The organism is Oceanimonas sp. AH20CE76, from assembly GCF_039654065.1.
GTDB lineage: Bacteria > Pseudomonadota > Gammaproteobacteria > Enterobacterales > Aeromonadaceae > Oceanimonas > Oceanimonas smirnovii.
The window spans coordinates 2893752-2912066 of sequence record NZ_CP155481.1 but is presented as its reverse complement, the minus strand read 5'-3'; the positions used below and the strand labels follow the sequence as shown (position 1 = coordinate 2912066).

Sequence of the window (18315 nt, the reverse complement as noted above, 5' to 3'; positions counted from 1 at the left end):
CATACAATCACTTCTTTTTTGCGGGGACATAGCGTGAGTCAAAGCCTTGTTGAAATAAGGGATCTTTGCTTCAGCCGTGGTGATCGACCTCTTTACGAGGGCATCAGCATGGACATTCCGCGTGGAAAGATCACCGCCATTATGGGCCCCAGCGGCATTGGCAAGACCACACTGCTGCGCCTGATTGGCGGCCAGATCAAGCCCGACAGCGGCAAAATACTCTTTGATGGTGCATCCATTCCTGCTCTGGGCCGCAAGCAGTTGTACGACGTACGTCGCCGTATGGGCATGTTGTTTCAGAGCGGAGCGCTGTTTACCGGTATGTCAGTATTTGACAATGTGGCTTTTCCGCTGCGTGAGCATAGCGGTCTGCCGGAAGCCATTATTCATACGTTAGTCATGATGAAGCTGGAAGCGGTCGGCTTACGTGGTGCGGCCGCGTTATTTCCGGCGGAGCTGTCGGGAGGCATGGCCCGGCGCGCGGCGCTGGCCCGGAGTATAGCGCTGGATCCCGAGTTGATTATGTACGATGAGCCTTTTGCCGGCCAGGATCCCATTAGTATGGGCGTACTGGTTCGGCTGATAGCTTCACTGAACCGTGCCCAGCAGCTGACCTCTGTGGTGGTAACTCATGATGTGGGTGAAGTGATGAGCATTGCCGATTACGCCTACATTATTGCCAATAAAAAGGTAATCGCAGCGGGAACGCCGGCAGAGCTGAAAGCGCATCAGGATCCGCAGGTGATCCAGTTTTTGCAAGGCGAAGCTGACGGCCCGGTACCCTTTCATTATCCGGCACCGGATTACAGGGAGTCACTTGCTTATGCTGACTGATATGATTGGTCGTCTGGGCCGCAATGGCGTATCGGCGCTGACGGCGTTAGGACGCAGTGGCTTTATGCTGACGCATGCGCTGGTGGGCAAGCCAGAGCCCAGAAAACATTTTCCACTTCTGATACAGCAATTACATGTGGTCGGTGTTCAGTCGGTGCTGATTATTCTGGTATCCGGACTGTTCATCGGCATGGTGCTGGCGCTGCAGGGGTATAACGTGCTGGTGGACTTTGGTGCCGAGGGCAGCCTGGGGCAGCTGGTGTCACTATCGCTGCTGCGGGAGCTGGGACCGGTGGTGACGGCGTTGCTGTTTGCCGGTCGTGCCGGCTCGGCACTGACTGCCGAGCTGGGCCTGATGAAAGCCACCGAGCAGCTGTCCAGCCTGGAAATGATGGGAGTGGATCCGCTGCGCCGGGTAGTGGCCCCCCGTTTCTGGGCGGGGGTCATCAGCATGCCCTTGTTGGCATTTATGTTTAATATCGTGGGTATCTGGGGGGCCAAACTGGTTGGGGTTGACTGGCTGGGCGTTGATGCCGGCGGCTTCTGGTCCACCATGCAGGCAGCCGTCGACTGGCAGGACGATATTATGCAGGGCTTTATTAAAAGTCTGGTGTTTGCACTGGTGGTGACCTGGATTGCGTTGTTTAACGGCCATGATGCCAGGCCGACGGCAGCAGGGATCAGTCAGGCAACCACCCGCACTGTGGTTCATTCTTCTCTGGCGGTACTGGGGCTCGATTTTGTGCTGACCGCCATTATGTTCGGGTAACTTAATAATGAAATACAGCAAACTGGAATTCAGCGTCGGCTGCTTTATGCTGGCCGGCATCGGTGCCTTGCTGCTGCTGGCCTTCAAGGTGGCGGGCGTCAGTGTTAACGGCCAGAGCGAAACCTATACCCTCTATGCCCGTTTTGACAACATAGGCGGCCTGAAAGTGCGCTCACCCATCAAGGTGGGTGGTGTGGTGGTAGGCCGGGTGGCCGGTATTCGCCTGGATGCAGAGAGTCAGGTACCGGTGGTAACGCTGGCGATTAATAAGGATGCCGGTGAATTTTCCGAAAGCAGCACCGCATCGATTCTGACTTCAGGTCTGCTGGGAGAGCAGTATCTGGGCATTACGCCCGGCTTTGCTGATGAAGACATGGGTATCGGCATGCTGGAAAATGGCGATACCATTACTGATACTCAGTCTGCTCTGGTACTGGAAGAGTTAATCGGCAAGTTTATCTATTCCATCGGTAAAGACTGAACCGGTAGTTCACTGAGGAGGAATCATGAAAAAAGTACTGATGTCCTGTTTGCTGGTCATCACCAGCTTGTTCACCATGCCTGCCATGGCAAATACGGATCCCTATCAGCTGGTGGATCAAGTGGCACAGCGCACCTTTGATCGGCTGAAACAGGAGCAGAGCAAAATTGCTGCTGATCCTGAGCACCTGCGGACCATAGTGCGGGAAGATATGTTGCCGGCAGTCGATGTGCGTTACTCCGCCTTTCGCGTTATCGGTGGCCAGCTCAAGAACACGACTTCCGAACAGCGCGAAGAGTTCGTCAAAGCCTTCAGTGATTATCTGGTGGTGACTTACGCCGATGCGCTGGCTGCTTACAAAGAGCAGACCGTCAATATTGGCACCGGCAGTACCTCTGCCGAAGAAACCCTGGCTACAGTACCTGTCACCGTAAAGGAGCCGAACAAGCCTGAAATCAAGCTGGAGTTCAAGCTGCGCAAGAACAAGCGCACCGGCGAATGGAAAGTATTTGATATGATTGCTGAAGGTATCAGCCTGCTGTCGGCCAAACAATCTGAACTCAGTGGTCTTATTCGTCAGAAGGGTATTGAGGCCGTGAGTGAGCAGCTGCGAGAGCTGACCCGGAAGCCGGTGACGCCGCTGGAAACCGGACAATGAAACTGAGCCGCCCGCTGACCCGCGAACAGGTGCCGGCCTGGTGGGCAGAGCGTGATACCCTGTTTGCCGATAGTCAGGCAGATTTGAGTGCAGTAGAACGCATTGATTCCACCGGGCTGGCGTTGCTGGTGCAATGGAGCCAGCAGCTCGCTGCTCAAAATAAGCGTCTTGCGTTGCTCTCACCGCCGAAGGAGTTTTATCCTCTGGCCGATTTATACGGGGTAGGCAGTCTGTTTGACCTGCCCGATAACGATTCACGGAGTCCACATGGATCTGAAGAATGAAGTAGAGCGCCGGCTGCGTGATGCGCTGGAGCTGGACGAGCTGCATGTAAAAAATGATGGTGACCACTTTCAGGTGATTGCCGTTGCCGATATGTTTGCCGAGATGAGCCGGGTGAAGCGCCAGCAGGCCATTAACGGCCCGCTGATGGACCTGATTGCCCAAAATGCCATTCATGCCCTGAGTGTGAAAACCTTTACTCCCGAGCAGTGGGCCCGGGAGCGTAAATTTATAATGCCGTCCTGACAGGAGCGCGAATGGACAAGTTCAGAATTCAGGGGCCCTGCCGGCTGGCCGGCGAGGTGACCATCTCCGGTGCCAAAAACGCCGCCCTGCCCATCCTTTTCGGCACCCTGCTGTGTGATGAAGCCATCCACCTTTCTAATGTGCCCAGACTGAAAGATGTGGATACCACCCTCAAGCTGCTGGCGTCCATGGGCGTGGATGTGCAGGTGAACGGCGGTGTTACCGTGCTGGCCGGTGGCGTAAACAGCCATATTGCTCCCTATGAGCTGGTGCGCACCATGCGTGCGTCCATTCTGGCGCTGGGGCCGCTGGTGGCCAAGTTTGGCAAGGCTGATGTGTCTTTGCCCGGTGGTTGTGCCATTGGTGCCCGCCCGGTCAACCTGCATATTCACGGCCTTGAGCAAATGGGTGCAAAGATCAGGGTCGAGGACGGCTATATCAAGGCCCGGGTTGATGGCCGTCTTAAAGGTGCCCATATTCTGATGGACATGGTCAGTGTGACCGGCACTGAAAACCTGCTGATGGCAGCAGTGCTGGCAGACGGGCGTACCATTATTGAAAACGCCGCCCGTGAGCCGGAAGTGGTGGATCTGGCCAACTTTCTCAATGCACTGGGTGCCAACATTCAGGGCATTGGGCAGGATACCCTGATCATTGATGGTGTTGAGGCCTTGCACGGCGGTAATTACAGTGTGCAGCCCGACCGCATTGAGACCGGCACTTTTCTGGTGGGCGCAGCGGTAACCGGCGGTGATATCACCTGCCGCAATACCGATCCGCATTTGCTGGAAGCGGTATTAGTAAAACTGCGGGAAGCGGGTGCTCTGGTAGAGACCGGTGAAGACTGGGTTCGCCTTGATATGACCGGTCGTACCCTTAAGCCGGTAGATATCAAAACCGCGCCTTATCCGGCCTTTCCTACCGATATGCAGGCTCAGTTTACCGTGCTGAATGCGGTAGCCAAGGGGGTGGGGCAGGTAACCGAAACCATTTTTGAAAACCGTTTTATGCACGTGCCCGAGCTGAACCGTATGGGTGCCAGCATTGAACTGAATGGTAATATGGCCATTTGCGGCGATACCGAGCAGCTGACCGGTGCCACCGTAATGGCCACGGATCTGCGCGCTTCGGCCAGTCTGGTGCTGGCCGGCTTTGTGGCCGAAGGTACCACCATAGTGGATCGCATCTACCACATTGACCGCGGCTATGAAGTGATTGAAGACAAGCTCGAAGCCCTGGGCGGCAACATAGAGCGGATCAAGGGCAACTGAAGCTGGAAGCGAGAAGTCGTTCGAGTGGACTGAAGTGACAATGAAAAGGGAAGACATGCAGTTGTCTTCCCTTTTTCGTTGGCAGCTCACTTTCTTCTAGCTTCTAGCTTCTAGCTTCTAGCTTCTAGCTTCTAACTTTCTGTTCAGCGCAGTCGCTGAAAGCGTCTGTCTTCTTCAATTTTCACCGGTACTGTCAGCATTTTGCCTTCTCGTAACAGGGTGACGCGAATTTCCGTGCCCGGCCGGGTTTCTGCTATCGTGTCCATGGCCTGGCGGGTATTGACGATTTCCTTACCATCAAGCGCCAGAATTACATCACCGCTGACAATACCGGCCTTGTCTGCCGGCGCATCCGGGCTGACGCTGTCTACATAAATACCAGCCCGCTCTTCCATATTGAGCAGGCGAGCCATTACCGGCGGAATGTCTGCACCGCCAATACCCAGGTAGCCCCTGATCACCCGGCCATTGGTGATTAATTCCTGCATGATACGGGCTGCCAGAGCATAGGGAATGGCAAAACTGATACCATAGCTTTCCTGATGGGCCACGCTCTGAAATGACGCCGTGTTAATGCCTACCAGCTCACCGTAAACATTCACCAGGGCACCGCCCGAGTTGCCCGCATTAATGGCGGCATCGGTCTGCAGCAGATCCTGGCGGCCGTTACTGTCCGGACCCATGCTCGACAGGCCGGTGCGGCCGGTGGCGCTGATAATGCCCTGAGTAATGGTCTGGCCCACGTTGTAGGGGTTGCCGATGGCCAGCACAATATCGCCCACCTGTGGGTTGATATCGTCACTTTGTGGAATTTCTGGCAAGCGGTCACCGTCGATTTTCAGTACGGCCAGATCCGTGGGAACATCAAAGCCAATGACTCTGGCAGCAATAATACGTCCGTCCTGCAGAGCCACTATGACCTGATCGGCATCGGCAATTACATGATAATTGGTCAGAACAAAGCCACGAGCTGACATAATGACCCCCGAGCCCAGGCCGGTTGCATTCAGGGTGGGGTTGGCGCTGCTGTGCTGAAAGCTGCGAGTATAGATATTGACCACAGCGGGGCCGGCACGGGAGGCCGCATGGGCAAAGCTGGTAACACCGGTTTGCGGATTACGCCACCAGTGTTCGAGAGATTGAGTACGCAGTTGAGGAAATAATAGCAACAGCAACACTGCCATCAGCACGCCATAAAGCGTACCTTGCAGGCAATATCTGATAAAAGTGGCTGGCCGCATGAAATAAGCCGGTGGCTGCTGAATCCGTAAAGCATAACATAAAGCCGTCATGAAGGGAGCCGCCCAGAGACAGACTCCCTTTCATTTCAGTAAGTTATCTTAGTACCAGATAGATGGATGAATTACCACGCTGAATATTCAGCGCCAGCACTTCGGGCTTACCCTCAATAATCTTGCGCAGCTCGCCCAGCTCTTTTACCCGCTGGCGGTTGACGCCGATAATGACGTCACCTTCCTCCAGGCCGGACATGGCCGCCGGTGAGCGGGGAACCACCTCAGTGACGCGCACGCCGCGTACGCTGTCACCACGGTCACTGTTGGCCAGTGAGGCACCTTCGAGCGCCTGATGCAGGGTGTTGGCAGCAACTTTCTGTTCACTGGCTTTGTCCAGCGTGACTTCAACGGTTTTTTCCTTGCCGTCACGGAAAAGGCCCAGTTCCACGGTGCGCTCTGCCCCCATGGTGGCTACCTTGGCGCGCAGTTCACCAAAGGAGCGAATGGGCTTGCCGTCCAGACTGATGATAATGTCTCCGGCCTTCAGCCCGGCTTCATCGGCAGCAGAGTCTTCCAGTACCTGACTGACAAAGGCACCGTGCTGACTGCGATAGCCAAAGGTGCGGGCCAGATCGGACGTGAGCTCGCCGCCCATTACACCAAGCACACCCCGGCGTACTTCACCATACTCAAGTATCTGATCTGCCAGGTTCTTCACCATGTTGGCCGGAATGGCAAACCCGATGCCGATATTGCCGCCGCCCGGGCCGAGAATGGCGGTATTGATGCCCACCAGATTTCCTTTGAGATCCAGCAAAGCACCACCGGAGTTACCCGAGTTGATGGCGGCGTCGGTCTGAATAAAGTTTTCCAGGTTTTCTACATTCAGGCCCGTACGACCCAGCGCGCTGATTACGCCGGTGGTCACTGTCTGGCCCAGGCCAAAGGGATTACCGATAGCAATGGCAAAGTCACCTACGCGTAACTGGTCTGAGTCAGCAAAGCTGATTTCTACCAGGTTTTTGGCGTCCACCTTGAGCACGGCAATGTCTGATTCCTTGTCTGCACCGATCAGTTCAGCTTCATATTCCTGGCCGTCGATCAGAGTAATCAAAATCTTGTCAGCATCTTCAACGACATGATTATTGGTGATCACATAACCTTTTTTGGCATCAATAATCACGCCTGAGCCCAGCGCCTGAAAGGGACGTTCCCGCACCTGCTCACCGGGCATGTTTGGGCCAAAAAAGAACCGGAACGGCTCGGGCAGGACCTGACGGCTGACCTTGTTTCCCGATACCGAGATATTGACCACGCCCGGGCTGACCTTCTCCACCACCGGGGCCAGACTGTTGATTTCACTGCCTGCGCCAAAGGGCAGGGCGGCTTGTGCCGCAGGAATGGTGGTCAGGCCCAGGCTCAGGGCCAGGGCGGACAACAGAAGACGTCGACCTTTCATGCATATGCTCCTAACTGTTAACACAATAAATGCCGGAAGTTGTCTGTCAGACTCATGGCGGCAAGGGGAGTTCCGCGCTGGTAACGAAATGCGGTTACCTTCATTAATTGTGCTTTTTGTGTGGAAGATCAAGCCTCTGCCGGCTCATTCTTGCTGCCGCCAACGGTCAGCCATACACTGAAGCCCCTGTATTTACTCCGTGACCGTCATGACTCCCAGCAGCAAATATCAGTCAGATCTGAATCGTCCCGATTTTGTGAAAGATGCCGCCCAGGCGCAGGCCGTTAGTCACCTGCAGCGTCTTTATGATGACCTGACGGCAGCTCCGCCCGTTACTCCCAGGCCCAGTTTGTGGCAGCGGCTGACCGGCAAGACAGAGACGCCGGTTACTGCAGTGCGCGGACTTTATTTCTGGGGTGGAGTAGGCCGGGGCAAAACCTATCTGATGGATACTTTCTACGACTGTCTGCCTTTTGAGCGCAAGCTAAGGGTGCACTTTCACCGTTTTATGGTGCGGGTACACGATGAGCTGAAAAGTCTGAAGGGGCAAGCAGACCCGCTTAAAGTGGTGGCAGAGCGGCTGGCGCGGGATGCCAGGGTGATCTGTTTTGACGAGTTTTTTGTGTCCGACATCACCGATGCCATGATCCTCGGCACCCTGTTCGAATATCTGTTCGGCCATGGGGTGACACTGGTAGCCACCTCCAATATTCCCCCCGATGAGTTGTACCGCAATGGCCTGCAGCGGGCCCGGTTTTTGCCGGCCATTGACCTTATCAAGGCTAACTGCGAAGTGGTCAACGTGGATTCGGGCACTGACTACCGGCTGCGGACCCTGCAGCAGGCTGAGATTTATCACTCGCCACTGGATGCCCAGGCCAGCGCTAACCTTGAACAGTATTTTTCTCAGCTCAGCAATGAGTCCGGACGCTGGGAAACTGAAATAGAAGTGAATCACCGGCAGTTAAGTGCCGTTGCGGAAGGTGATGGTGTACTTTACATTGACTTTCATGAGCTGTGCTGCACTGCCCGCTCGCAACTGGACTATATCGAGCTGGCCCGTTGCTACCATACGGTTTTACTGGCCAATGTGCAGCCCATGGGGCTCGACAGCGACGATGCTGCCCGGCGCTTTATCGCCATGGTAGATGAATTCTATGAGCGCCACGTGACGCTGATCATGTCGGCAGCGGTGCCTATGGAGCAACTTTATGGGGAAGGACGGCTTAATTTTGAGTTCCGGCGCTGTTTATCCCGGCTGACTGAAATGCAATCACATGAATATCTTGCCAGAGAGCACCTTCCTTAGTCACAATATGCGGCCCCGATCCGAGGCATGGTCGGGAAAAGGGCGGGCGAGCCAGCCGGTTTCAACGGGCATTGAAATTAGCAGGTGATTTTTAAGGCAACTTTACCTATAATCGCCCGGCCCACGTTACACAGCTGCCGATAAGGTGGCATCACAGTAAGCAGACAACTGCTCGAAGGGGCGGAAGGTCTGATCGTGTTTTGCGCATGTGCGCAAGTGTAGGATTCATTTTCAGTAATTTGGGTTCATCCATGAAAACTTTTGTTGCTAAGCCAGAAACCGTTAAGCGTGACTGGTATGTTGTTGATGCAGAGGGCAAAACTCTGGGTCGTCTGGCCACCGAGATTGCCCGCCGCCTGCGCGGTAAGCATAAGCCTGAATACACTCCTCACGTTGACTGCGGTGACTACATCGTGGTTATCAACGCCGAGAAAGTACAGGTAACCGGTAATAAAGCCGAAGACAAGATTTACTACTCTCACACCGGTTTCCCCGGTGGCATCAAGTCCATCAGCTTTGAAAAGCTGATCGAGCGCAAGCCCGAGATGGTTATCGAGTCTGCCGTACGCGGCATGCTGCCTCGCGGCCCCCTGGGTCGTGCCATGTACCGCAAGATGAAAGTCTTTGCGGGCAGCCAGCACAACCATGCTGCGCAACAACCTCAAGTACTGGACATCTAAGGCGGGATTAGGCAAATGGCAGAAACTCAATACTACGGTACCGGCCGTCGCAAAAGCTCCACTGCGCGTGTATTCGTAAAAGCGGGCAGCGGTAACATCGTTATCAACAAGCGTTCACTGGATCAGTATTTCGGTCGCGAAACCGCCCGCATGGTGGTTCGTCAGCCGCTGGAACTGACCGAGCTGAGCGAAAAGCTGGACCTGTACATCACCGTCGCCGGTGGTGGTATCTCAGGCCAGGCTGGTGCCATCCGTCACGGCATTACCCGTGCGCTGATGGAATATGACGAGACCCTGCGCGGTGCCCTGCGCAAGGCCGGCTTCGTGACCCGTGACGCCCGTCGCGTTGAGCGTAAGAAAGTTGGTCTGCACAAGGCGCGTAAGCGTCCCCAGTTCTCCAAGCGTTAATTGGGACTGCAGTCTTGTATATCAAAAAGCCCGGTTTATCCGGGCTTTTTTATGATCGAAAGCCCGTTTCTGCAGCGTGATTGATTGTTGCTTATTTGTTGATTTGAAACAAATTTGAGCCTGATATTCGCGATCTGTGACACGGTGCGCGTCCTTGTAAAAGTGCGCGCTTTTCATTAGAATTTCCGGGTTTTTTGTGGCAATTGAAACCAGAATATCCGCCGCGGTTGTCACACAGCAGTATCAATGCATGGAACGAAAAATAAATGCGCGGAGACCAAATGGGAGAGTTTTTGGATGAGCAATGCGCCAGTTGATACCGGTCGCCGCAGATTTCTGACCTGGTCAACCACAGTCGTGGGTGGGGTCGGAGCTGCTTTTGCCGCTGTGCCTTTCATCGCATCGTGGAACCCCAGCGCCAAGGCAAAAGCCGCCGGCGCGCCGGTAGAAGTCGACATCAGCAAAATGGAGCCCGGTCAGTTGATTCGGGTTGAGTGGCGTGGCAAGCCGGTTTGGGTGGTTCGCCGTAACCAGGAGATTCTGGACGGTCTGCCCAAGCATAATAACCAGCTGCGGGATCCTGCGTCCGAGCAGCCGCAACAGCCGGAATATGCCCAGAACGAATACCGTTCTATCAAGCCGGAAGTATTTGTGGCCGTGGGTCTGTGTACTCACCTGGGCTGTTCGCCCACCTATCTGCCTGACAGCTTTGGCGAGCAGGTACAGGGTGTGAGCGCCGGCTTTTTCTGCCCTTGTCATGGTTCCAAGTTTGATATGGCTGGCCGTGTGTTCCAGGGAGTTCCGGCTCCGCTGAACCTGGTCATTCCCCCTTATTACTATGTCAACGACGCCACCATACTGGTGGGTGAAGACAAGGAAGGAGCCTAACACCATGCTGGGTAAACTCGTAAGCTGGATCGACGAGCGCATTCCGATGACAGCGACCTACAACAAGCATGTAGGTCAGTATCCCGCGCCCAAAAACTTTAACTTCTGGTACTTCTTTGGCTCACTGGCCATGCTGGTACTGGTAAACCAGATCCTCACCGGTATCTGGCTGACCATGAATTACAACCCGTCCGGTGAAGGTGCCTTTGCCTCCATCGAATACATAATGCGTGATGTAGAGTACGGCTGGCTGCTGCGTTACATGCACAGTACCGGTGCGTCCGCCTTCTTTGTGGTGGTTTATCTGCACATGTTCCGTGGTCTGATCTACGGCTCTTACCAGAAGCCGCGCGAACTGCTGTGGCTGTTCGGCATGCTGATCTTCCTGGTACTGATGGCGGAAGCCTTTATGGGTTATCTGCTGCCCTGGGGCCAGATGTCGTTCTGGGGTGCGCAGGTAATTATCTCGCTGTTCGGGGCCATTCCGGTTATTGGTGACGATCTGACCCTGTGGATTCGGGGTGACTATGTTATCTCCGGTGCAACTCTGACCCGCTTCTTTGCGCTGCACGTGATTGCGCTGCCGCTGGTGCTGGTGATCCTGGTGTTCCTGCACATCGTTGCGCTGCACGAAGTGGGATCCAACAACCCGGACGGTATCGATATCAAGAAAAACAAGGATGAGAACGGCTGGCCAAAAGACGCCATTCCCTTCCACCCCTACTACACCGTAAAAGACATTGTGGGTGTGGCCGGTTTCCTGTTCTTCTTTGCGTTCGTGATCTTCTTTATGCCTGAAGGTGGCGGCTACTTCCTGGAAGCGCCGAACTTTGAAGCAGCCAATGGCCTGAAGACCCCTGAGCATATTGCGCCGGTATGGTACTTCACTCCCTTCTACGCCATTCTGCGTGCGGTTCCCGACAAGCTGATGGGCGTTATTCTGATGGGTCTGTCCATTGCCGTACTGTTTGTGCTGCCCTGGCTGGATCGCTGCAAGGTGCGCTCCTTCCGCTATCGCAGCAAGCTGCACCTGCTGAACATCGTTCAGTTTGTGATCTGCTTTATTATTCTGGGTATTCTGGGCGCGCTGCCGTCTACGCCGGTACTGACGCTGCTGGCACAGATTACGTCGTTCGGCTATTTTGCCTTCTTCGTGCTGTTGTTCTTCTACAGCAAAAACGAAAAAACCAAGCCGCTGCCAGAGAGGGTAACGTTCAAATGAAAAGGATAGTTGTTGCATTATTTGCACTGTTGCCGGCCCTGACCTTTGCCGCCGGCGGAAAGGTTCACCTCGATGAGGCGGATTACGATCTGAGTGACAAGGCCTCGCTGCAAAACGGTGCCAAGCTGTTTATGAACTACTGCTCAGGCTGTCACAGCACTCAGTATCAGCGTTATAACCGTGTTGCCGAAGATCTGGGTATTCCGGAAGACGTAATGCAGGCCAACCTGAACTTCACCGGTGTTGCCATCGGGGATCTGATGGAAAACGCCATTCCTGAAGCGGATGCCGCTAACTGGTTTGGCGCCGCACCGCCGGATCTGACCCTGGTGGCCCGGGTGCGTGGTGCCGACTGGCTGTATACCTATCTGCGCTCTTTCTACAAGGATGACAGCCGTCCGTTCGGTGTGAATAACCTGGTGTTCCCGTCCGTGGGCATGCCTCACGTACTGGAACCGCTGCAGGGCAGTGCCCATCTGAAAACCGAAACCCGCATGGTTGACGGTGTTGAAGTGGTCACTCCGGTGGGTATTCAGGCTGATGGTAATGGTGAGCTGACCCCGGCTGAATATGATCAGGCAGTACTGGATATTGTTAACTTCCTGGTCTATTCCGGTGAGCCGGTTAAACTGGAGCGCCAGCGCATGGGTTATTGGGTGCTGGGCTTTCTGGTTATCTTCTTCATCATTGCCTATCTGCTGAAGAAAGAATACTGGCGCGACGTGCACTGAGCCGACGTCGACTGAGCTGAGCAGGTGAGCGGCAATGGGGGTATAATGCTTCCATTGCCGTTCCCATTTTTGATTTCTGGAGGATTCAATGGCAGTTGCGGCCAATAAACGTTCCATCATGACGCTGTTTTCCGGTGCTGATGATATCTACAGCCATCAGGTACGTATTGTGCTGGCAGAAAAAGGCGTCAGTGTGGAAATCAGCCAGGTAGAGCCTGACAGCCTGCCCGAAGATATGCTGGAACTGAACCCTTACGGTACTCTGCCCACCCTGGTGGATCGTGAGCTGGTGCTTTATCAATCTCATATCATTATGGAATACCTGGATGAGCGCTTTCCTCATCCGCCCCTGATGCCGGTTTATCCGGTGGCCAGAGGTAACAGCCGGCTGATGATGCATCGGATTGAGCAGGACTGGTACACGCTGGCTGAGCGCATTCAGCGTGGTGACAAGGCGGATGAAGCCCGTAAAGAGCTGCGTGAAGCACTGCTGTCCATTGCGCCTGTGTTTGCCGAATATCCTTATTTTATGAGTGAAGAGTTCAGCCTGGTTGACTGCTATATGGGGCCGCTGCTGTGGCGTCTGCCGTCTCTGGGTATAGAGCTGTCCGGCCGTGGCGCTAAGGAAATCAAGGCGTATATGGTACGTCTGTTTGAGCGGGATTCCTTTCAGGCCTCACTGACTGAAACCGAGCGTGATCTGAGCAGCAAGGTGTGACCATGGATGAAATGACCCCAAGCCGTCCTTATGTGCTGCGGGCGTTTTATGACTGGTTGCTGGACAACGATCTGACGCCGCATCTGCTGGTTAATGCTGAAGTACCTCATACCGAAGTACCGCGCCAGTATGTGAATGACGGTCAGATAGTGCTGAATATTTCTCCCAGCGCTGTGCTCGGTCTGCAGATGGACAATGAAACGGTCAGCTTCAATGCCCGTTTTGGCGGCCAGCCGCTGCAGGTGTATATTCCGATGGCGGCAGTGGTGGCCATTCAGGCCCGTGAAAACGGTGCCGGCACTTTCTTTCCGCCGGAGCCGGCTTATGAGGCCTGGCTGGAAGCAGCCAGCGAAGAAACATTGCCTGAGTCCGTAACAGAGTCTGAGCCGTCTTCGCCTGCGCCTAAAAAAGGCAGACCAAACCTCAAAGTCATTAAATAAAAAACGCAGCCGCAAGGCTGCGTTTTTGTTTGCGCGTTTTGCCGGCTTAAGGAGCCGGCTGTATATATTCAAACGCGGTGACCACCCGGGATACGCCAGCCACGTTACGGCTCAGCTGCACGGCGATATCCGCTTCCTTGCGGGTTACCAGACCGATCAGAAATACTTCGGTATTTTCAGTCACGACCTTGAGCTTGGTGCCGTCAAGATTTTTTTCTGCCAGCAGTGTGCTTTTCACTTTTGAGGTAAGCCAGGTGTCCTTGCTTTGCTGGCTGAGAGAAACAGGCTGACCGGTGCGTATTTCATTAAAAACTTCCTTAACACCGGGCACGTCAGCCACTATTTGCTCGGCCCGGGTGCGGTATTCCTCGCTGGGAGTCTGACCAATCAGTAATACTTTTCCGTTAGTGGCAATGGCGGCAAAACGGCTCTGGTCCCACATGGGCTGTTCTTCTCCCAGCCGGTGAAGGGCACGCATCTCAATGGTTTGATCGCTGATTTGCGTACCTATGGTGCGCCTGTCGGTGATCATGTTGGCACCGGTTGCACCGCCTGCGGCCACCAGTCCGGCGCAGCCCTGCAGCAAGGTGAGTGAGCTCAGTATCACCATCAGTGTCTTGTTCATTAATCAGTCCTCCTGGCTGGGGAAAAGCGTGCGGTCAATCAGGTCGCACAGACAGTGCAGGGTGAGCAGGTTTACCTCGTGAATGCGCGGTGCCCGCAGTGCCGGAACCCTGATTTCCACATCATTGGGGCCAAGCAGGCCTGCCAGTTCGCCGCCGTCGCCGCCGCTCAGGGCGACGATGGTCATGTCCCGGCTGAGCGCCGCCTCGGCGGCCTTGATCAGGTTGCGGCTGTGACCGCTGGTAGAGATAACGACCAGCACATCGCCGCTTTGACCAAATGCTCGGATCTGGCGGGCATAGGCATCGTCAAAGTGATGGTCCACTGCAATGGCGCTGATGCTGCTGGTATCCAGGGTCAGACACATGGCCGGCAGCGCCGGGCGTTCTGTTTCATAGCGGTTGATAAGCTCGCTGACAAACAGCTGGGCCAGTGCGTTGGAGCCGCCATTCCCGCATACCAGCAGTTTGTTACCGTTGAGCAGGCACATGACCATCATCTGAGCCGCCGCCAGAATATCGTCGGGCAGCGCCTCGGCGGCGGCAATTTTGGTCTGAATGCTTTCAGTAAAGCTGGCTTTGATTTCTTCCTGCATGAGATTCCTCAAAAGGCGTTTTGTATCCAGTTAACCTGATCACCGTCAATGGCCACCAGATCGAAACGACAGGACTGATGGGCTTCATTCAGCCCTTTCATTTGTAAATAACACAATGCTGCACGGCGTAACTTTTGTTGCTTGCCATAGGTAACTGACATGGCTGCGCCACCAAAGTCTTCCCGTTGCCGAAAGCGAACTTCCACAAACACCAGGGTGTCGCCCTGGCGCATCACAAGATCGATCTCACCCGGTTTGCACTGATAGTTGCGTTGTACCGGCGTCAGTCCCTGAGCGCGAAGGTAGTCTTCGGCACGGCGCTCATACAGCGCGCCGTATTGTCGTTTATTCCTGAAGTTCGGCGTTTGCCCCGATCGGTATCCAGTTGCCATTGTCGTACTCCCTCCATAGCAGGTGCCGCTGTACTACGCCTTCCGGTGATACTGTCAGCTCGCCGGTCAGGCCCGGTACTCCGGGCGCACCACGACGCAACGCCGGCAGCTGGGGAATAATTGCCCGGGCGTCATAGCCAAGAGCAAACAGTCGCAGCCAGGCGCTGCCAGCACTCGGCCACAAGCCGAGAATCTCTTCTTTCAGCTGAGGTGCACCATCAAACATCCAGGGCATATCTGCCAGCCGCAGTCCGGCCAGTTCGCCCATGGGGGCTTCACCGGCAGGAATATAACTGCGTGAAATGACATAGGTCGGCAGGCGTGTGGCACGACTGTCCCGCACAAAATCAAAATAGGGAAGAATAAAGCGGGTTTCGGCGGCATTGGTGGGCATAAATACCGAGTCGGCAGCATGGTTGCGCAAAGCCCGGCGTATGTCCTTTTCAATGCTGGCCTGGTTGTTGAAGTAGGAAACGGCAGCCGGCTGACCACTTACTGTTTGCCACTGGCGGTTAAACTCGGCAGCAACTCGCCGGCCCAGTTCATTATCGGGGGCAAACACCAGTGGTTGCTGATGTCCTTCTTGCCACATGCGCCGTGCTGCGTCAGTGGCTTCTCCTTCGGGTGACAGCGAGAAATAATAGAACGTGGCCAGCTCGGGTTGATAGGCGGGCTGATTCAGCGCCAATACCGGCAAGGCCGGGTCCAGTTTGAGCAAGGTATCTACCTTGTCCTTCAACAGGGGACCCAGGACCATATCGGCACCAGACTGCATGACTTGCTGATACAAGGCAGCCATGTCCTGACTCTGGGTATCAAAAAAGCTGACCCGCACCGACTGTCCTTGTCCGGCACTGAGAATGCCGTTACGAATGGCATCGCCTTGCTCCGCCAGCCGGCCCGACAGCGGCAGTAATACCGCTATATGACTGGCATCAAAGGACGGTGCCTGGGCATTGCCCTGAACCAGCGGCAGATAAACCCGGGCCGGGTGCCCTGCATAGCTGCGCTCCCATGACAGCAGCTGCCAGTTTTTTTGCTCGGCGGGAATGTCCTGACTGTTCAGAATCGCCAGCAGGCGCAGCCAGCCGTTGGCTGTGGCCGAAAGGTTATCGCTCTGAGCGCTGCGCAGTACGGAGGGAGATTGAGCACTGAGTAATTGATAAATACGATCAATGTCCCGGCGTTGCTCAGGGCCCGACAGCAGTTCATTCCGGGCAATCAGCGCCAGGGCAGCCTGTACCGGCTGACGCTGCTGCTCATGGCCGTTGGCCTTGAGCAGCCACCAGTAGGCCTGACCGGAAGATGACAATGACCCTGTATCGATATTATCAAGCAGTGACAAGGTTTCGGCTGGCTGGTTTTGAGTCAGCCGGGAGGCAGCAGCAAGCAGCTGTACCACGGGTTGCTGAGACAGGCTTGCCGTGGCGCGCAACGCCTGCAATCTGGCTTCGGCTTCCTGCTGGCTGCCTTGTTGTAACAAAGAGCGAATGGTAAGCACCTGCCAGGCAAAAGCATTGTCACCGGTGGCGATATCAGCCTGAACCCGGTATTGATCTGCCGGACGCACCAGTGGGCTGAACATGTCTGGTGCCGGTTCCGGCGTAACGGCAGGCTGCAGAAACCCACTGCCACAGGCGGTGAGTATGGTTGAAAGCACCAGAGTAAACAGCAGTCGTGTTACACTGATGCGCTGAAGTTGAGTTGCCAATCCCTTATTTCCCATGCTGAGTCATTCTGGTCCTAAGTGTAATCGGGCCGGCACGGTGAAACAATTGCTTGCACAGGAGTCATGATGAGCCAAGCTGCCTTATATATTGTGCCTACCCCTATCGGTAACCTGGCTGATGTCAGCCAGCGCGCTCTGGATACTCTGAAACAGGTAGATGTCATTGCCTGCGAAGACACTCGCCACACCGGGAAATTATTATCTTATTATCAGATTGGCACACCGACCTGGGCCTTGCATGACCACAACGAGCAGCACAAGGCGGAGCAGCTGGTTACCCGGCTGCTGGAAGGGAAAAGCATAGCGCTGGTGTCCGATGCGGGTACACCGCTTATCAGCGATCCCGGTTATCATCTGGTCAACCGGTGTCGTGAGGCGGGTATTCAGGTAGTGGCGCTGCCCGGTCCCTGTGCGGCAGTGACTGCCTTGTCGGCAGCGGGGCTGCCTACGGATCGCTTTGTGTTCGAAGGCTTTTTGCCCGCAAAAGACAAGGCCCGTCGCGACAAGCTGGAAAGCCTGAAGGATGAACCCAGAACCATGGTGTTTTATGAGTCGCCCCGGCGTTTGCTGGATACGGTGACGGCTCTGGTTGAGGTGATGGGGGAAGCCCGCCGGCTGGTGGTGGCCCGGGAGCTGACCAAAGCCTTTGAAACCATTCACGGCCTGCCGGCAGGCGACATGCTGGCATGGCTTAAGGAAGACAGTAACCGCTGCCGGGGTGAAATTGTGCTGATGGTAGCCGGACACAAGGCTGATGCTGACGCTTTGCCGCTGCCGGCGCAGAAAACCCTGGCCTTGCTGAGTGCCGATCTGGGGCTGAAAAAAGCCGCTGCGCTGACTGCCGATATTTATGGGCTGAAAAAAAATGCATTGTATAAGCACGGGCTTGAAGCAGGCTTGTAACGATGCGGATTTACTCTGGCACCACAGGCGTGGCTGGGTTACACTGCGCACTGAGCTGGCCGGACAATCGCTGCTTCGTCGTTGTGCTTTTAGCAGACGGGCGAGGGGGAGGAAAGTCCGGGCTCCACAGGGCAGGGTGCCAGGTAACGCCTGGGGGGCGTGAGCCCACGACCAGTGCAGCAGAGAGCAGACCGCCGATGGCCTTCGGGCACAGGTAAGGGTGAAAGGGTGCGGTAAGAGCGCACCGCGCGGCTGGCAACAGTCCGTGGCACGGTAAACTCCACCCGGAGCAAGACCAAATAGGCCTCCTACAGGCGCGGCCCGCGCTGGAGGCGGGTAGGTTGCTGGAGCCGGCGAGCGATTGCCGGCCTAGAGGAATGATTGTCAATCGGGCTTGCCCGATACAGAACCCGGCTTACAGGCCAGCTCATTATCTTCCTT

The 18315-nt window shown here is 55.4% G+C and carries 22 protein-coding genes and 1 other RNA gene; 17 read left to right on the top strand and 6 right to left on the bottom strand.

Annotated elements, in window-relative coordinates; translation table 11 throughout:
* Positions 1–33 precede the first annotated feature (33 nt).
* Genes mlaF through murA form a run of 7 tightly spaced genes read left to right on the top strand, consistent with a single transcriptional unit; the run spans position 34 to position 4541 of the window.
* Positions 34–834, top strand: a complete 801-nt coding sequence (gene mlaF, locus N2M06_RS14285; protein ID WP_317075118.1) for a phospholipid ABC transporter ATP-binding protein MlaF — start codon at positions 34–36, stop codon at positions 832–834.
* Complete coding sequence (mlaE, locus tag N2M06_RS14280) at positions 824–1603, top strand: lipid asymmetry maintenance ABC transporter permease subunit MlaE (RefSeq protein ID WP_346351095.1); 780 nt, start codon at positions 824–826, stop codon at positions 1601–1603. The genes mlaF and mlaE overlap by 11 nt, the downstream gene beginning before the upstream one ends.
* A gap of 7 nt (positions 1604–1610) precedes the next feature.
* On the top strand, positions 1611–2084 hold the full coding sequence (gene mlaD / locus N2M06_RS14275) for an outer membrane lipid asymmetry maintenance protein MlaD (protein WP_019935040.1): 474 nt from the start codon (positions 1611–1613) through the stop codon (positions 2082–2084).
* Positions 2085–2106: 22 nt separating this feature from the next.
* Complete coding sequence (gene mlaC / locus N2M06_RS14270) at positions 2107–2742, top strand: phospholipid-binding protein MlaC (protein WP_346352192.1); 636 nt, start codon at positions 2107–2109, stop codon at positions 2740–2742.
* Positions 2739–3026: an STAS domain-containing protein gene (locus tag N2M06_RS14265; protein ID WP_019935038.1), complete on the top strand. Its 288-nt coding sequence runs from the start codon at positions 2739–2741 to the stop codon at positions 3024–3026. Before mlaC ends, N2M06_RS14265 begins: the two co-directional genes overlap by 4 nt.
* Entirely contained in the window at positions 3010–3270 is a 261-nt protein-coding gene (locus tag N2M06_RS14260) for a BolA family protein (protein WP_019935037.1), read from the top strand. Before N2M06_RS14265 ends, N2M06_RS14260 begins: the two co-directional genes overlap by 17 nt.
* Positions 3271–3281: 11 nt before the next feature.
* Positions 3282–4541 carry a UDP-N-acetylglucosamine 1-carboxyvinyltransferase gene (gene murA, locus N2M06_RS14255; RefSeq protein WP_019935036.1) on the top strand — a complete coding sequence of 420 codons (1260 nt, stop codon included), beginning with the start codon at positions 3282–3284 and terminating at the stop codon, positions 4539–4541.
* Between the two features lie 143 nt (positions 4542–4684).
* Here the strand turns inward: murA and degS are convergent, their stop codons facing one another.
* Together degS and N2M06_RS14245 are read right to left on the bottom strand one after the other, a co-directional pair.
* On the bottom strand, positions 4685–5782 hold the full coding sequence (gene degS, locus N2M06_RS14250) for an outer membrane-stress sensor serine endopeptidase DegS (protein WP_026344835.1): 1098 nt from the start codon (positions 5780–5782) through the stop codon (positions 4685–4687).
* 94 nt (positions 5783–5876) lie between these two features.
* The gene (locus tag N2M06_RS14245) at positions 5877–7235 is read right to left on the bottom strand and encodes a Do family serine endopeptidase (RefSeq protein WP_317075121.1); all 1359 of its coding nucleotides are present in this window, start codon (positions 7233–7235) and stop codon (positions 5877–5879) included.
* 208 nt (positions 7236–7443) lie between these two features.
* Here N2M06_RS14245 and zapE point away from each other — a divergent pair, with 208 nt between their 5' ends.
* From zapE to N2M06_RS14205, 8 genes are all read left to right on the top strand, one after another.
* Complete coding sequence (gene zapE, locus N2M06_RS14240; protein WP_019935033.1) at positions 7444–8544, top strand: cell division protein ZapE; 1101 nt, start codon at positions 7444–7446, stop codon at positions 8542–8544.
* Between the two features lie 251 nt (positions 8545–8795).
* A complete protein-coding gene (rplM, locus tag N2M06_RS14235) occupies positions 8796–9224 on the top strand; it encodes a 50S ribosomal protein L13 (protein ID WP_019935032.1) in 429 nt (142 codons plus the stop codon).
* Between the two features lie 15 nt (positions 9225–9239).
* Positions 9240–9632 carry a 30S ribosomal protein S9 gene (rpsI, locus tag N2M06_RS14230; protein ID WP_019935031.1) on the top strand — a complete coding sequence of 131 codons (393 nt, stop codon included), beginning with the start codon at positions 9240–9242 and terminating at the stop codon, positions 9630–9632.
* Between the two features lie 297 nt (positions 9633–9929).
* Positions 9930–10520, top strand: a complete 591-nt coding sequence (gene petA, locus N2M06_RS14225) for a ubiquinol-cytochrome c reductase iron-sulfur subunit (protein ID WP_019935029.1) — start codon at positions 9930–9932, stop codon at positions 10518–10520.
* 4 nt (positions 10521–10524) lie between these two features.
* On the top strand, positions 10525–11742 hold the full coding sequence (locus tag N2M06_RS14220; protein WP_019935028.1) for a cytochrome bc complex cytochrome b subunit: 1218 nt from the start codon (positions 10525–10527) through the stop codon (positions 11740–11742).
* The gene (locus tag N2M06_RS14215; protein WP_346351094.1) at positions 11739–12473 is read left to right on the top strand and encodes a cytochrome c1; all 735 of its coding nucleotides are present in this window, start codon (positions 11739–11741) and stop codon (positions 12471–12473) included. Before N2M06_RS14220 ends, N2M06_RS14215 begins: the two co-directional genes overlap by 4 nt.
* Before the next feature lie 88 nt (positions 12474–12561).
* Positions 12562–13191: a stringent starvation protein SspA gene (gene sspA, locus N2M06_RS14210; protein WP_346351093.1), complete on the top strand. Its 630-nt coding sequence runs from the start codon at positions 12562–12564 to the stop codon at positions 13189–13191.
* A gap of 11 nt (positions 13192–13202) precedes the next feature.
* On the top strand, positions 13203–13631 hold the full coding sequence (locus N2M06_RS14205; protein ID WP_346352191.1) for a ClpXP protease specificity-enhancing factor: 429 nt from the start codon (positions 13203–13205) through the stop codon (positions 13629–13631).
* A gap of 46 nt (positions 13632–13677) precedes the next feature.
* On the opposite strand, the gene dolP is transcribed toward N2M06_RS14205, so the two are convergent.
* The 4 genes from dolP to N2M06_RS14185 are packed head-to-tail and all read right to left on the bottom strand — an operon-like array spanning position 13678 to position 16953.
* Complete coding sequence (gene dolP, locus N2M06_RS14200) at positions 13678–14256, bottom strand: division/outer membrane stress-associated lipid-binding lipoprotein (protein WP_346351092.1); 579 nt, start codon at positions 14254–14256, stop codon at positions 13678–13680.
* Between the two features lie 3 nt (positions 14257–14259).
* On the bottom strand, positions 14260–14850 hold the full coding sequence (locus N2M06_RS14195; RefSeq protein ID WP_019935023.1) for an SIS domain-containing protein: 591 nt from the start codon (positions 14848–14850) through the stop codon (positions 14260–14262).
* An 8-nt stretch (positions 14851–14858) separates the two neighbouring features.
* Positions 14859–15242, bottom strand: coding sequence for a YraN family protein (locus N2M06_RS14190; RefSeq protein ID WP_040614592.1), 384 nt, complete (start codon positions 15240–15242; stop codon positions 14859–14861).
* Positions 15196–16953 (bottom strand): penicillin-binding protein activator, encoded by a 1758-nt coding sequence (locus N2M06_RS14185; protein WP_346351091.1) that lies wholly within the window; start codon positions 16951–16953, stop codon positions 15196–15198. Before N2M06_RS14185 ends, N2M06_RS14190 begins: the two co-directional genes overlap by 47 nt.
* An 81-nt stretch (positions 16954–17034) precedes the next feature.
* On the opposite strand from N2M06_RS14185, the gene rsmI reads away from it, so the two are divergent.
* Positions 17035–17874 carry a 16S rRNA (cytidine(1402)-2'-O)-methyltransferase gene (gene rsmI, locus N2M06_RS14180; RefSeq protein ID WP_346351090.1) on the top strand — a complete coding sequence of 280 codons (840 nt, stop codon included), beginning with the start codon at positions 17035–17037 and terminating at the stop codon, positions 17872–17874.
* 51 nt (positions 17875–17925) lie between these two features.
* An RNA gene (rnpB, locus tag N2M06_RS14175) (RNase P RNA component class A) lies at positions 17926–18308 on the top strand.
* Positions 18309–18315: the final 7 nt, after the last annotated feature.

Excerpts from the sequence above, each read along its gene's own strand:
- dolP (WP_346351092.1), bottom strand. The coding sequence starts at position 14,256 with ATGAACAAGACACTGATGGTGATACTGAGCTCACTCACCTTGCTGCAG.
- N2M06_RS14245 (WP_317075121.1), bottom strand. The coding sequence starts at position 7,235 with ATGAAAGGTCGACGTCTTCTGTTGTCCGCCCTGGCCCTGAGCCTGGGC.
- N2M06_RS14195 (WP_019935023.1), bottom strand. The coding sequence starts at position 14,850 with ATGCAGGAAGAAATCAAAGCCAGCTTTACTGAAAGCATTCAGACCAAA.
- murA (WP_019935036.1), top strand. The coding sequence starts at position 3,282 with ATGGACAAGTTCAGAATTCAGGGGCCCTGCCGGCTGGCCGGCGAGGTG.
- mlaE (WP_346351095.1), top strand. The coding sequence starts at position 824 with ATGCTGACTGATATGATTGGTCGTCTGGGCCGCAATGGCGTATCGGCG.
- rsmI (WP_346351090.1), top strand. The coding sequence starts at position 17,035 with ATGATGAGCCAAGCTGCCTTATATATTGTGCCTACCCCTATCGGTAAC.
- N2M06_RS14190 (WP_040614592.1), bottom strand. The coding sequence starts at position 15,242 with ATGGCAACTGGATACCGATCGGGGCAAACGCCGAACTTCAGGAATAAA.
- rplM (WP_019935032.1), top strand. The coding sequence starts at position 8,796 with ATGAAAACTTTTGTTGCTAAGCCAGAAACCGTTAAGCGTGACTGGTAT.
- N2M06_RS14215 (WP_346351094.1), top strand. The coding sequence starts at position 11,739 with ATGAAAAGGATAGTTGTTGCATTATTTGCACTGTTGCCGGCCCTGACC.
- mlaD (WP_019935040.1), top strand. The coding sequence starts at position 1,611 with ATGAAATACAGCAAACTGGAATTCAGCGTCGGCTGCTTTATGCTGGCC.
- rpsI (WP_019935031.1), top strand. The coding sequence starts at position 9,240 with ATGGCAGAAACTCAATACTACGGTACCGGCCGTCGCAAAAGCTCCACT.
- petA (WP_019935029.1), top strand. The coding sequence starts at position 9,930 with ATGAGCAATGCGCCAGTTGATACCGGTCGCCGCAGATTTCTGACCTGG.
- sspA (WP_346351093.1), top strand. The coding sequence starts at position 12,562 with ATGGCAGTTGCGGCCAATAAACGTTCCATCATGACGCTGTTTTCCGGT.
- zapE (WP_019935033.1), top strand. The coding sequence starts at position 7,444 with ATGACTCCCAGCAGCAAATATCAGTCAGATCTGAATCGTCCCGATTTT.
- N2M06_RS14205 (WP_346352191.1), top strand. The coding sequence starts at position 13,203 with ATGACCCCAAGCCGTCCTTATGTGCTGCGGGCGTTTTATGACTGGTTG.
- N2M06_RS14260 (WP_019935037.1), top strand. The coding sequence starts at position 3,010 with ATGGATCTGAAGAATGAAGTAGAGCGCCGGCTGCGTGATGCGCTGGAG.
- N2M06_RS14265 (WP_019935038.1), top strand. The coding sequence starts at position 2,739 with ATGAAACTGAGCCGCCCGCTGACCCGCGAACAGGTGCCGGCCTGGTGG.
- N2M06_RS14220 (WP_019935028.1), top strand. The coding sequence starts at position 10,525 with ATGCTGGGTAAACTCGTAAGCTGGATCGACGAGCGCATTCCGATGACA.
- degS (WP_026344835.1), bottom strand. The coding sequence starts at position 5,782 with ATGCGGCCAGCCACTTTTATCAGATATTGCCTGCAAGGTACGCTTTAT.